The organism is Methylomonas koyamae (assembly GCF_001644025.1).
GTDB lineage: Bacteria > Pseudomonadota > Gammaproteobacteria > Methylococcales > Methylomonadaceae > Methylomonas > Methylomonas koyamae_A.
Map to the genome: position 1 here is coordinate 1 of NZ_LUUK01000218.1, position 14,875 is coordinate 14,875.

Here is a 14,875-nt window from a genome sequence, read left to right on the forward strand (position 1 = left end):
CGATTGTCACCTTGATCGAGCACTTGCCTGATAATCCTCTGTTCAATCGCTACACCGCCCCTTCGTATTGAGATCAAGCCGGCGCGGTGAGGCCATCGCTGTGTCTAAAGTTGAGACTATTTAAGCCGGCGCCAATTAAGTTACTGTAATATCCGACCTGAAATTGAGAACGGACCAATTGTAAGTTAGCCAATTCGATACTGTCGGTTGCCTCGAGATTGCGCTTACTTTCCAATTCTACTTGTTTATTGGATATTTCCAGTGCCTGATTAGCCTGGCTCTGCGTATAACTTTCCGCAGAGAACTTTTCCAAAGTCGTCAGAAAACTCGCTTCGATTTCTCCCGCCAGCGATGTGAGTTGCTTGGCGCGTTCTATTAGTGTTTGATAACGGTAAGGCGTCGGACGACGTATCTCGACACTACCGGCCGACGATTGTCCGGCCATTTCCTGACCTGCAATATTTAACCCACTCCTAAGCTTGGACAAATTCGTCTCACCGCGTTTGCGTAACGCTCCGACCAGACTATTTTCCAGAACTTTTCCATCTAATTCGGCGTTGTCGCGCATTACCGGCAGATAAAGCAAATCGAGCGCTTCGCTATAACGAATTCGCGCCAAGGAAAGACTTCTGGACGTTTCTTGGGTATATAGCTCGTCCGCCCATGATAATAAGCATTGGCTAATCGCTGCTACCGTGTGTCGAGTGTAGACATTACCTCGGGTTTGGGCGATTTTATGTGGGTTAAAATCGTTGGTGAGCCAATCATCGGTGAGGGCAAAATCCGAAGGATCGTCCTCCTCCAACTCCAAGCCTTTGTAGATTTTCGGATTGCCGGGCATCGTATGAGCATAAACCGCGCGATACCAGTCCAACGCGGTTGTGTAATCCCCGGATATTGTCAAATATTTGGCCAATAGCATCGGAACGAAATAAAACACTTCCTGTGCCCACTCCCGCACGTCTTGAAACTTAGTCGCGTTTGGTGTTGTTTCTTGAACGATATGGTCACTTTTAACGCGTAAATCCTTAGCCACCATTAACGAAGCCGGCTCCCGCAACACGAACGCTTGTAAAAAAGTTTCGGCTTCAGGAATTTCCGACCGAATAGCGCTCAGATATTTGGCTGCCAATTCTCGGGCGGCGCCGTTTGTGATTCTCGGCATGGAGGTCAGGGGTAACACCAGTTCCCGGTGGAAGGAAACGGACTGCCCTTGAGGTGACGGATTGATAGGCGTTTCCGGCGGCAGTTGGCGATTGTCGGCGTCAAGAAAATTTTCCGGGAATAAGAATATATTCATCGCTGAGCGCCAGGCGGCAAAATCACTCATCCATTGCCATTCTTCGTCGAATTTCTCCGGATCGACATTTAAACGCCATTGACTAGTCAGATTGTTGCCAACGACGGGCTTTCTGGTCGCCAAACGTTCTCGCCGCAACTCCGCCATTAGTGACTGCAAGGTTTCGAGCGCTTGATCGATTCGCGTCAACTGTCTTTGACCGCTGGCTTTGAAATCGAAAAACAACTCACGAGTGAGCTGTTCGGCGATATCGGTATCTTCCGTAGATTGGGCAGCTTGAGCGACGATGTTCAACAACTGCTCGCGCAACAGCGGCAAGGCCGCGGTTTCCGCAGCCGCTACTGCGGCGATTAATTGTTCGCGCGTGACGGCATCCGCGTCGACACGGGCTTTCAGCCGATGCTCCCAGTCCTGGCGTAACGCGCACGACGACCGCCAAGCCGGAAGCGGGTCGGAGTCATTCGATATATACGTGGCAAAGTCGTCCGGGCCGAAAGTCAAGGCTACGTTGACTTCCTCTTGCCGCCAACCGGTATACAAATCGCGCAGCTTTTTAACCTGCACCAGGATCGCAAATATGCTGTCCCATTCTGGCGACAACAACTCTAGGCCCGCGATCAGATTAGAGTACTGATTCTGTAAGAATACGAATGCTGCATTTTCGAGGTAAAGGGCTTTTAACGGTTCATCGATATCACTCCCTTGCCGGTAATCGGCGACCAAGACTTTGAAGTGATCGAACTGCCCGGCTCCCAGGCCCAGTTCCACTGCCGATTCGAATAAGGCCGCGCCGCTTCCCGGCAATTGCCGCAAGGCCGTATCGAACTGATCAAGTTGACTTTTACGCGCGTTGTAGAAGTCTTTTACCGATTGCGACAGCAAGTCATCGACATATACCCGATCCGGGTCCAGGATCGGCACCGGAATCTCGGGAAATGCGTCTCCCCGTACAGCGTCGTCTTGCCGCCGCCATTGAGCTCTCAGAAACACTCGCCGCTTGCGCAAATACAGTGGAGGTATCGCATTCGGTGCGAATGGATCGTTCAACGTGGTGGTATCGGCAAAACCGAACAAGTTTTCCAAAACGGTTTCGGTAAATTGATCCCCGGTGACGACCAAACTTTGGAAATTGTCCGCACCGATTCCCAACCGGTCGGCCAGCGCCAGACGACTATCTTCGGAAGCGTAGGCCGCTTGTCGGATTTCGTCGATCGACGTACCCAGTTGATTTAATAATGCCTCGTAAGCACGTCTCAGGTAAGCGGGGGATGCCATAGTCGCTCCAGCTATTTGCCGCGTGGTAATGTAATCACGCAACACTTCGATCGCAATGCGCGATTGCCGAACGCTGCGCATTGTCATCGCGCGGTTTTCCGGGTTCGCAAGCGAGATGTAACGCTGGCAACAAATTCGGCCGAAATCGTCGGCGTTCGGAAGCTTGTCTTCATCGCCGCTTCCACTACCGCTATCGATGCGCTTGGCGCAAAATTTCAATAGATCGCCCAGATAAGAGATCGCGCCGGTAACGTTTTCCGGATCCGACACGCTATATGGCGGTACTACCTCTATATTTAACGAACTATGAACCGACCGGTTGAAAATATCGGTTACTTCGACATCAATTTTGTAAAGTTGGGGCTCGGTAACAAAAAATTCCGTACGCGCACGATGATCGGAATCTAAGACAAGCTGTTGAAAGTCCGAGCCGTTCAGAGACCACTTTACTTGTTTAATTCCGCTATTGTCGGTAGCCTTCAGTTCCAAAGGGACCTTGACGGAATCGCCGGTCAAAACAAAGGTTTCGTCCGGTTGTGGCGTGACGATAGTCAGGCTGGGATCGGTATTGTCGATTATGACCGAAAGGTTCTGCGTGCCTTCATAATTTAAATAATAACCGTCGTACGGATAGAGATAGATCGCATGGACTGAAAGCGTCAAACGACCGTTTCCGTCGGCATAACCGTATGGCACGGCGATATTGGAGGTCGCCCAAGTACTCCACTTTTTACTATTATTGGTCGATATAGCCTGGTAGTCGGTGAAGTTACTGCCGTTGCCAATTCGGACATATATTTGGGCGATATAGCTGGTTATATCCCGTATTTCGCCAGGAATGGACTGACCTTCCCCGTCAACTGCATCTCGAAATCGGTCTTCTGCGTACAACGTACCCTCTATAACGATATTAGGATCAAGAACCATCATGTCGGGGGAAGCGGTTTGGCCATTGAGTTTCGAAATCGCGACGTCGATTTTTACATATATAGGCTTCACCATCGATGAATTTGCTGCGGTCTTAATTATTTTTGCGGGAAATTCTTGCAAACTATTTTGGTAATTTAGTGTTTTTTTCATGTTTAATCTCAAGTAAATTCAAATAACAGTGATAATGCATAGGTCGACACCCGAAAACCTGCAAGGCTCCATGCTTGGTCTATGGCTGACAATTACCGACCTGCGGCGGGTAGCCATTCAGCGATTGCCGGGTTAATCTGGATGGTAAACTCGGTCTTGCATCAATAAACCCTGCCTGATGCACCGACTTCTTAAATCGTTTTTATCTAACGTAGTTTCTATTAACCAAATACCTAAATAGCCTTCCTGCCGTAGCTTCTCCAAGGTTCGTCGAGGTTCGTCGACGCTCGATCAGAGTCATGGGCTAGGCGACAAACAGTGGGAAAGCGCTATTTAAGGCCAGCCCTTCTCGGCAATCGATCGATCGGTCAGTTATTTGCATCCCGTTTTATTGGACAAGATATTCAATCCACCGGATTTTCATTTCCCGTTCTCACGTTCCACATTAAATGGAACGTAATTCGAATAAGTGAAACGTAATCGGGCGCTGAAAAACGTTCACAGTTTCGATTAACGCGTACGATTATGCTATCGCTAATCGTACCTACGCGGGCTGGTGTTCGGCAAAACACCAGTCCCTACGAGCCGAGTTATTAATCGAACTTATAATTTCAATTCTAGAAACCAGTCCAGGCTATCATCGGTTCGTTGTTGAAAACCAAACTTACGCAACATGTCTCTTATGCCTGAATTTATCACCGTTCCCGCTTCGAAGCGTATGGTAGAAGCGCCTAAACGCTTGGCGACGTTCACGGTTTGGTTTTTAAAAGACAAGATGGCTTTAGTCAGCGTCCATCCTTCGCCCTGATTGATAACAAGGGGCACTTTTGCCGAAAGTACTTCCCCTGCAAACTTAAATTCCGACGTGAGAAACACCCCTCCCATCTTAGTTTCCATTTGTACGGTTGATCCTTTTGCGAGCTGATGGCTTAATAAAATTTCTAAATCTTCGGTAGGATTGAAAGGGGGCGCAACCTTTCCTCCCATTGACTCTAAGGTTTTTCCAGCCAGTTTGCTGAATAGTACTTTCGCCAGATCCACTACGGCTTGCTTTGGATCGCCGGTAGCCGAATGATAAATGGATTTCGACAACGCACAATATTCAGCCACTAACAAGCATCCCGTAGTCGCTAGTTTGGTAAGTTGTTTTTTCGGATCCAAACTTTCAGCGTGTTCTCGTTTCGCTGCGGCTCTATCTTCTCGCTTTGTATACGTCCGGCCATCCGCATCCATTCGCAATAGTTTTTCATCGGATTCAGCCGCTTTAATCTGCGAAGAGATTGCTTGGGATACTGTGTCTTTGTGAATATCGTTAATTAACTTCTGGACATTATTATCAACACTGTAACCACTGGTGTTAAACGACATCGTATTGGCCCAGTCTCTGAGGGAAATATTGCTGCAAACCGACCCTGTACTAAACCCTTTACTAAGTTCGTGGAGTGAAATTTGTTTGTCATGATTGGTATCTAAGTTTTTATTTATATCTGAAATATCTGTTCCGCTAAGGTCACAGAAATTAATTGGATTACTTTTGCAGTATTGATACAGGTTGGTTCCGCCGTTGATCCCAATCGGATCCGCACTCACCCACTTACCCAGCCAAGCCGCGTAATACCTGGCCGCGTGGTAATTCAAGCCGCTTTCCTCATCCCGCTCCTTGCCGGTAAACCGGTAGCGTTTCCTGGCAAAACTGCCGAAGCTGGTTTCCCCGTATGGCGTGTATTCCTCACGGTTCAGCCAGACTCCGTCGCCGCTTATGACCACATGGCTACTGCCTAGATGATCGCCCAAGTGGTATTTGATCGCCGGAGTAGTGTCGTCTGGGAAAGGCGTGCCGACTCTAACTAGCGCGATGCGCGACTGGTCGTCCATGACGTGCAGGGTGTTGTTTTCCTGGACGGTGGCGCCTTGCACCGCGCGGTGGTATTCGAACAAGCCGCCGATGTAGACGGTAACGGTATACTCGCCGCCTTGCTTGCGGGTGAGTTTTTTCACCCGCATGCCGCCGGCGTCGTACAGATATTGCGCGTGTACCGAAGGCTCGCTACCGGCCACCTGAATTCGGAAGGCTTTTAGACGGTCGCCGTGGTCCCAATCGAACCGGCGGGTTTGATGTTCGGACAGCATGTTGCCGTTGGCATCGTAGGCGTAGCGGTAAACGCCTTGGCCTATCGTCACCGTGTCCAAGCGGTTATTGCCGGCGGCATTGGTAAACACCCGGTTGCGAGCGCCGTCGGCTAATTGGTGCTTCATTTCCAGCATATTGCCCAGTGCGTCGTAGCGGTATTGCTGGCTATAGGCGCGAGTACGGGTCAGGTCGGTGCAACGCGGCTGATCCAGCCAGGGTGGCGTTTCCGGCGCTTGGTCGCATTCGCGGCCGGTGGCGGACAGCAATCGGTAGATCGGATCGTAGGCAAACTGGCGCAGCAGTGCGTCGCCGGATGCGAGTTGTTGCTTGAGGGCATTGTCGGCGACCGAGGCGGCGGCCGGATTATTCAAGATGCCGCTGCCCTGGACGCGGTCTTCGATTTGCAAGATATTGCCGACCAGATCGTAACGGTAGGCAAAATCCTGCAAGGCTTCGCCATTCGGCTGGTAACGATCGGCTTCCGGCTGGCTGTAGCGCTCGGTTCGTAGCCGCGACAAGCGAAAGGTGCGTGGATCGTAAGCATAGCGGCTCATCACGCCGTTGCCGTAGGCCACCAACACCCGTTGGCCCTTGGCGCTATAGGCAATTTGTTGCACGAATAGCTGGCCGTTAAGTTTGACTTGCGCCAAGCCGCCGGCCCGGTTGTAGACCGGCAAAAGCTCATGGCGCTGGCCGGTGACATCCTTGGGGTATTGCAGGCGCTTGATGCGATTCAGCGCGTCGAAGCTTGAGGTCGTTTCGTAGACGTTAGCATCCAACAGGGTTTGCGCATGCGCGGCCAGCGTGGTGCCTGCCGGCGCCTGCCAATCGATGCGATATGCGTCGACGGCCCAATTGCGCGCGGCGCCGTTTTGGTAAACGCTCAGCAACGTGGCGTCGCTAAGCACCTGCCGGCTTTGGCTGAGCGGATTGCCTTTGAAGTCGTAGCCCGGCACGCTGACTAATCCGGCTTCGTCGTAATGTTGAACCAACTTGCCGAGCAGATTTTGCCGCCGCGCCGCATCCGCGCTCAAACCCGATTCTGGCCGGTCGCCGTAAATCGACACTTCGCGTAGCGTCAACGTTTGGTTGAGGCCGTCCCTGGCCCACAGCCGGTTCGGACGATTCCCTTCGTCGTAACCGTGCAGGGTTAACGCGCCCTTGCCGTCGCGTTGTTCGAGCGGATTGCCGATCGCATCCAGTACCGTGCGCCGCAGGCCGGCATCGATACTCTCCGTGCGCCAAGGCCGATTCAACAAGTCGTAGTCGTAACGGAAAGCGACTCGGTTCAATGCGTCGGTAACGCTGAGCAAATTCCCGCGAATATCGTAGTCGGACCGGGTGACATACCAATCGGCCGGACTGGCGCCGTTCCGCGCCGTGGCCTGCACGGTGCGGCCCAACGCGTCGATGAGTATACTGGCCGGCGTGTTCCAGTGGCTTTGGAAGGCTTGCGACGTCGCGGCATGGGTGCGGCCGGCGTTGTCGTTGGCGTCGTAGGTATAGGCTTCCCAAGGTGTCGGCGCGAATTGCTCGGGCTCGGCCAAGTCGGTAGGCACGCCGTAAATCACCCGTTGCTCGGAGCCGTCCGGGTTCAAGGTGCGGATTACCTGACCGCGCGGATCGTAGCTCATGATCGCCTTTTGGCCGAGCTGCGCTTCGCCGGGTGCGGCGTAAACCCAACCCCGACTATAAAACGGCTCGTATTTTTCGACCACCCGACCCTTGTTGTCGTAAATCTGCCAACCGCTGACCAGCACGTTGGGTTGGTCGGCCTCGGCGTTGCGGTCGCCGGTAAACGCCAACTTGGTGCCGGCGGCGTCGGCTTGATCGATAGGCAAAATGCCGCCGCCGAACGTGGCGTCGCCGAAGCGAATCTCTTCCGACTGCACCCTGGTTTGCAGCAAGCGACCGAAGCCGTCGGAATATTCGACGCTGTCGATAGTTTCGTCGCGTTGCGGCAGCGGTACGTCACTGTCGCTGTCGTGATATTGATAGCGGCGAGTACGCACCGAGACCGGTTGGCCGCGTTCGCCGAACGCCGTCAAGTCGTACTCCATCTCGATACTGGGCCTATCGATGTCGCCTTCGGCGGCATCCGCCTTACCTTGTATCAGTGTGGCTCGAGGCAGGCCCAGCGGCGTGAAGCGCGCTCGGCTGCGATTGCCGTTAGGGTCGGTAACGCATGCGGCTTGCAGGACGCGGTAATCGTATTCGGCTTCGACCATCAGACCCAACGGGTCTAGGACTCGAACCGGTAACAATTGGTAGACATCGTAGGCAATCGTTGTCGCGCGGCCTAGCGGGTCGCGCTGCTGTAACAACAGCCCGCGAGGTTTGCCCGACGCATTGTCGCTTTGAAAATCGTAAGCATGCGCGGCCGTCACAACGAAATAGCCCGGCGCCGACATCGCGCCGGCGCCGCTAGGACGGTAAACGTAACCGACTAAGCCGGGTAGGGTATGAAACTCGGCGGGATAGTCGTCGTTCCAGGTCGCGCCGGCCGGTTGCAGATAGGGGGGGATCGTGAGAAGGGCCAGAGACGCGGCGGATCGTCGCGATGCTTTATGGGTCATCCCTTCGGCCGCTCCCGCGTGCTTGCCGATGCCGGCCAGGGATTGATCGCCGGGAGCCGGATCGGCAATCGGGTCGGCCGCACCGTAGAGGACTTTCAATTGCGCGTCGGTGAATACCAGGTTCTCGGTCCGGGTCAGTGCGCCGAAATCGCCCAATTGCCCGAACGGCAAACCGGCGAACGCCGGCCCGTCGTAGAAATTCAAGGTTTGCGCGAACAACTGGCTGGCCGCTTTGCCGGATTGCACGGCACTCCACAGCATCGACGCCGATAGTTTTCCGTCGTTGATCACTTGGTATTGGCTGATCTTGACGGTCCGGTCGATCAGGTAGCGCCGGTCGTCGTCGCGTTTCGCGTATACGGTTTCGCTAACGGTCGCCAGATAAGGCGATACCGGGCCGGAAGCTGCCGACCGGTAATCGCGGCCGCGCGGCACGGCAATCGCCAATGCCGCGGTCGAGCGGCCGTATTGATCGGGTTCGGCCGTGAATGCCAATTGCGTCAACGGCTCGTTGCCGCGCTCCCACTGGCTGGTGCGTTCGGCCAACCCATAGGCGAAATAAATCCCCGGTCGGCCGCTATCGTTCGGCGGCGGAACTTCTTCGCGCACTCCCTGAAGGTGTTCGGTGACGGTGTAGGGCCGATTTTCCCGTTCACTACCGTCCAGCGCATACAACTCGGTGCGCAAAACGCTGCCGCGTAACGCTCTGAGAGCGTCGCGCTTACGCCGCCTGGGTAGCGAATTGAGCTTGGCGGTGACGGCCGCCGGGCGGTCCAAGGCGTTGGTATCTCCGGGCCAAAATTCGGACCGGCAGTCCAGTTCCCGCCAATCGCCGAATTCGTCCCCGACCGGTCCTTGATGAAACCAAGTGCGGGTTTCCAGCGGCGGCGAAAACTGTTCGGCGCCCACCGCTTCAAAAGCTCGCCCGCCGTGCAGTCCACTACCGTGAAAGTCGGCAAAGACTTCGCTGTCGAGCTGATCGACCCGGCCGAAGCCTCGAAATTCGCGCTCCGCACCGTCCCAATAGCCGTGGCGGTAACGGTATTCGCTGGTGAGTTTGCCTTGGGAAATTTGGTCGATGACTTCGACCTTGGCAACCACTTGCACCGGCATCGGCAGCGGGGTTTGCCAACGATAGGCCGGATGCGCTTGGTCCTCCAGATAAAAACGCGTGGACGGCGCGTAAGCGACTTGGGTCAGCGCCCCCATGTGGTTGTCCATTTGCGTCAATAAATACGGCTTGACGCCGCCGCAAAAATCCAGGAAATACATCGGCGGCCGGCCCGAGCCGTCGGCATCGCGGCTCCACAACAAGCCGCGATGGCCGCTGCCCAGTAAATCCACCAGGCGAATCGCATCGATGTCGGTAACCGCCGGGGTGCCGGTGATTTCGATGGGGTCGCTCCACCGGTTTCCGCTCTGATTAATCCAGATCAGGACTTTGCGATCGTCCACGTAGACGATGTCGGCCAGTCCGTCGCCGTCGATATCGTCGATCAAGATCCGTTTCGGGTCGTAACCGTAGGGCAATCGCGGACTATGCGCCATCGCGACGCGAGCGCCCCAATCGCCGTATCCAAGATTGGGCCAATAGCTGACGTTGCCGTCATGAATCAGTGCGATGTCTTGCAGACCGTCTCCGCTGAAATCGCCCCATTTGACGCGCGGATCCGAGAAATTGACGTTGGGGAAGCGCTCCAAGGCTTGACGTTCGACAGCCCGGCTGGCCTGCCAGCCAACATTGCGGTCGTTGAAGAAAACTTCGAGGCGGTTACTACTGCGAATGGCATCGGTCACGCCGTCGCCGGTCAGATCGACCAGTTTGACTTCTGGGTCCTGGAAGTTAAAGCTGGGGGCCACGGTATAACGGCGAAAGGCGCTTTTATCCCATAGGCCGTCGTAGCGCAACGGGAAATAGCCGGACAGATTGTCTCGGTGCACCAGCAAATCGATACGGCCGTCGCCGTCGGCATCGATCAATTGCACGCCCGCCTGACCCAAATTCAAGCCGGCCGGCGCGTCGGCCATGGGTCGCGGCTCGGCGAAACGGCCATCGCCAAGATTACGCCAATAGCGGGCGGTACCGTTCAGTTGCACGATGTCCGGCAAACCGTTACCGAACAGATCGGCCAATTCGTATTCGGGATGGGCTAGCGACGCCGCCGGCAATGGGCCTCTTACGGCAAAAAAGGTTTGCGCCTTTGGTTGAAAACGGCTGTAGTCGAAAGTCAACGGCGGCAGAAACTCCGTAGCTTGTCCGTCGCGGCCTTCGACGCGAATCCGAGCAAGTAAAGAAGCCCCGTTGGCCGGCAAATCCGCGTCACCAAGTTGATCGAGATAGTCCAAATGATAGTTGCGAGTCAGCCTTTCTTGATCGGCTTGGGTATAGATCTCGATCCGAACGCAGCGGCGCGTCGTACGTACCTCGAAGCCGGCGCGGTAGTCGGAAAAAGGGTCCGGGCGGTCTGCGTAAACAAAACGCACCCGGACCAGGAAGTGCGGATTGGCGGGATCGCCGTAGTCCGCGTAGCGCAATTCGGATAGGTAAAGTTGATCCCAACGGCGCGTAGCGCCTTCCGGCTGATGGTCGCGTTCGTAGACATAGTCGATGCGATTGCCGAAGGGATCGACGGTTTGGCTGAGTTTCCAGGCGAATATTCGCTGCCGGTCGTTCGGGTCGGCAATCGTCGCCAGTTCCGGCGCGGCGGTTGCCGCGGAACCGTAGTAACTGACCAGACCGTCCTTGCTCGAGACTTGCCAATAGTCACGTACCTTATCGCGGCGATGAACGATGCGGGCAAACAGCCCTTCCGAACGAGGGCGGTAACGGGTAATGCCGCTGGCTTCGTTGACCGGTACCAAATCTTCCGCGCCGGACAGCAAGAAGGTGTCGCTACGGTCGTCGTAGCGCGGCAGACCGCCGGACGTTTTACGCATCACGCCAGGCACGCTCAGTGCCCAGCCAAATCCGAACGGGCCGTTGCCGCTACCGGTACTGTAACCGAGCGTCAAATGCGGTTGGAAGCCGTTGCGCCCGGAAGGCAGCGCAATCGGTACGCTGAAGTTCCCGGTGCCGGTATGTAAGTCGGGAGAAAACTTTTCGCCTAAGCCATGAATTGCCCCGCCGCCTTGCGGCAAGCCGATGATTTGACTGGATGTGCCTGATTTGTTGCTCATTTAGGTACCGAAAATTTGGTCGTATCGTTGCGGTTTTCAGATTAAGGCATAGGCTAAACAGGCCTAACGCATTGACTTAGGCCATAGCGTATACAACGCAACCTTGCCCAAACATCCTCTGCAAAGGGGGTATTTGGGCAAAACTGTCCTCTAGTCGGGTCCGCGTATGCCAATTCGCTACAGCCTTAACCCGCCGGGTTCGTTAATCAATGAACAGAGTTGACGCTCAGAAGCAAAGGCAATAAATCGCCGCGCTGCCGGATATTCAGTTTTAAATATATTTTTCCGGCGTGGTCTTTCACGGTATTTTGCTTAATATGCAGTTTTCGACCAATTTGCTCGAACGATATGCCTTTGGCCAATAACATCGCGACTTCCTTTTGCGTCGGCGACAACGGAAAGTTCCGAACAGCCCTTAATAACTTTAACTCGATTGGCTCACGGTATTTCACGGTGACGCCAATCATATTGTTACTGTCTGAATCGAGATTATTTAACCAATAACCTTTAAAGCTAAAGGCGCCGTAGGGGTTTACGCGATCGAATGCCGGGATGGCGCTCTCTTTGCCGCGATGGATACTGACTAGATCATCAGCTAGTTTCTTTAGATTTTCCAGTAGCCGGTTATTCTGGCGCCTGTCAATCAATGTTCTTGGCGTATCGGCTAACTGTATTAAGCGTTTAGCTTCCGGACATTGATAAATTAACCTCCCCTCCGGATTCATAATTAACATTCCCTGGGATGCGGTGTTTCCATACTCGGTGGCTTGGTTAGGCTTTGCCTGATAGGCGTGCGAAAGATAGGCGATTAAGCTGGTTATTTGATTTCGATCGCCGCTGCTAAAATCGGCCTGTTTTTTTGACCGATATAAACCCAACACGCCAACCTGACTGTCGTTAATAGGCACTTTAATCCAGCTCGTGTAATGCATATCGAAGGCTCGATAAATAATATTGTAGACATCGGATTTGTAAAATTGATCATCCACGATACGAGGGTCGTCAAGCGTTGGCGATTGCCGAAACCAATTGGCGACCCGAACGAGTCGCTCCTTGGTATGGTGATCCCTTAATACGTTCGGAACAGCGAGCGCCAGATACCCTAAATCGAATCCCGTCAGGTGATAAATAGAGCGTAGTTGCTGATCGCATACCGAAAAAGTATTACTATTCGATTGAATAAGATTCGGAATCGCTCGCAGAAACTCAGTCGTGATTAATTCACTACTTAAATTTGAGCAACAAATTTGGCGTAAATAGGCCAATGCGTGACTTTTTCTCATACGACATTCTCTTTTACGATGTGAAAAATTAACTAATATCGCAATGCGATTTAGCTTCCGGCGTTTAATGTAAATCTCAAACTGCGGACTGTCTTGGTAAATAGCGCACAGCCTTAGTGGACACGCGTGCAGTTTCTTGCAGAACATATCCCCGAAGCAAATAAAATCGTTGAATTTAAGCGCGATGCAGAGTTCAGATTATATGCAAGGTAATATTTCACATATTAAATACCCATTCGCACGCGACATAACCACTTAAAATACGCGGGTACTCCGCTAAATTGCTTGCCTATTTCAAGCCGCTAAAATAAATGGTCTTCAAAGCGACTCGTTGTAGCTGTGTCTCGGAGGACACTTAGGCCGTTTGAGCGTTTTGGTAGCCCGGCGGCTAACTTGGAAGCTGCGAATAGCCGATATAAGCTTTTCACCGATACATTGAAATTTGTTATTGCAGAACCAGATAAGCCTTTACCCTTGTCCCACTTATTTCGCTTGATTTAATCGGGGCGGTTTCACATGGTCCAAAGGGGAGTTGATCGAAACGACGCTCCTCTGCGCTTCCCCCGTCATTGACCAACTCAGGGTAAACTTGCGACTTTTATGTGCGAGACCAACCTGGGCGCGTGCCTTAGCCCACTCCACTTTCACGCCTAACGATTCCTAGAACCCAATGCAAGCAAATGCTCAGCGCGAAGATCGATCGATGGCTCCGGCCACGACTTTCGACCGTCACAACAATGCCTCTCAAACCCGGTATCCCGGCTTGTTTTCGAGACACCATCCGATCGGCTACCCGGAAACACGGATTCTTTGGCATAGCAACGTTTCGACTGATCGAATCGACGCAGCGTCGACGATCGAACCCGCCTTGGCGGGTCCCGCCGAGGCTGTAGCGTATGCCGATTTAACCAAGCCCAACCAACGTCCGGACTTGAATCTCTGGCGACCTTACCCGGCGTTTGGGGGCCGGCGGGCACCAACGCGCTCAGGCCCCGGAGACCCGCGGTTTTGCGCGCGATGAAGGCGAAAATTTGGGCCGCGTTGCTGGCGGTCTATCTGGTGTGGGGCTCGACCTATTTGATGATCCGTTTCGTCGTCGAAACGCTGCCGCCTTTCTTATCGGCGGGCTTTCGCTTCGTCGTTTCCGGTCTGATTTTACTGGCTTGGCGGCGGCTGGCCGGCGATGCCGCGCCGACCGGACGACAGTGGCGTTCGGCCGCTATAGTCGGTACCTTGTTGTTACTCGGCGGTAATGGTTTGGTGTGTTGGGCCGAGCAAACCGTGGCGTCCGGGCTCACCGCGCTGATCATCGGCGCCGTGCCGATGTTTCTGGTGATTGCCGACGCTCTTCGGCCGAACGGCGTCCGACCGACGCCGCGCGTACTCGTTGGCTTGGTCATCGGCTTTTCCGGCATTTATCTGCTGGTCGGACCGACGGCGGATACCGAAAGCATGCCGTTAAACATCTTCGGCGTGGCGGCGTTGCTGTTGGCTAGTTTGCTGTGGGCGATCGGTTCGATCTACAGTAAGAGCGCGGATTTGCCGAAATCGGCCTTGATGACGACCGGCGCGGAAATGCTGAGCGGCGGAATGGCCTTGTTGCTGGTCAGCCTGCTCGGCCAAGAGTGGCGCGCTTTCGATCCCGCCGAGGTATCCACCGAGTCATGGCTGGCATTGGCCTACCTGATCGTGTTCGGTTCGATGATCGGTTTCGCCTCTTATGCGTGGTTGTTGCAGAACGCCTCGATCTCGCTGGTGGCGACGTATGCCTACGTCAATCCGCTGGTCGCGGTGTTTTTGGGAAATTGGTTCGCCCAAGAGCCGCTGACGCCACGTATTCTAGGCGCGTCTGCGATCATCATCGGCTCTATCCTCTTCATGAATAGCTCGCGTGCCGCGCGGCCGAAACCGCAAGCGGCCCGGCGCGGGGACGACTAATGCACCGTCGTTGGCACTGGTTTTAAAAAACATCGCCGCAAGCTAGCGCTAGCTCGCGTAGGCTTAGCGCTTTCGGTTTACACAGCGCTATGCTGTTTTCGTCTGGACGTCGAGA

The 14,875-nt window shown here is 54.1% G+C and carries 4 protein-coding genes; 1 reads left to right on the forward strand and 3 read right to left on the reverse strand.

The window, feature by feature from the left end:
- Positions 1 to 73: 73 nt before the first annotated feature.
- The 3 genes from A1355_RS21760 to A1355_RS24840 all read right to left on the reverse strand — a co-directional run bounded on the left by A1355_RS21760 (position 74) and on the right by A1355_RS24840 (position 12,822).
- On the reverse strand, positions 74 to 3,655 hold the full coding sequence (locus A1355_RS21760; protein ID WP_064031384.1) for a neuraminidase-like domain-containing protein: 3,582 nt from the start codon (positions 3,653 to 3,655) through the stop codon (positions 74 to 76).
- Between the two features lie 603 nt (positions 3,656 to 4,258).
- On the reverse strand, positions 4,259 to 11,539 hold the full coding sequence (locus A1355_RS21765) for a SpvB/TcaC N-terminal domain-containing protein (protein ID WP_064031385.1): 7,281 nt from the start codon (positions 11,537 to 11,539) through the stop codon (positions 4,259 to 4,261).
- Between the two features lie 206 nt (positions 11,540 to 11,745).
- Positions 11,746 to 12,822 carry a helix-turn-helix transcriptional regulator gene (locus tag A1355_RS24840; RefSeq protein WP_197471880.1) on the reverse strand — a complete coding sequence of 359 codons (1,077 nt, stop codon included), beginning with the start codon at positions 12,820 to 12,822 and terminating at the stop codon, positions 11,746 to 11,748.
- A gap of 1,017 nt (positions 12,823 to 13,839) precedes the next feature.
- On the opposite strand from A1355_RS24840, the gene A1355_RS21775 reads away from it, so the two are divergent.
- The gene (locus tag A1355_RS21775) at positions 13,840 to 14,760 is read left to right on the forward strand and encodes an EamA family transporter (protein ID WP_064031387.1); all 921 of its coding nucleotides are present in this window, start codon (positions 13,840 to 13,842) and stop codon (positions 14,758 to 14,760) included.
- Positions 14,761 to 14,875: the final 115 nt, after the last annotated feature.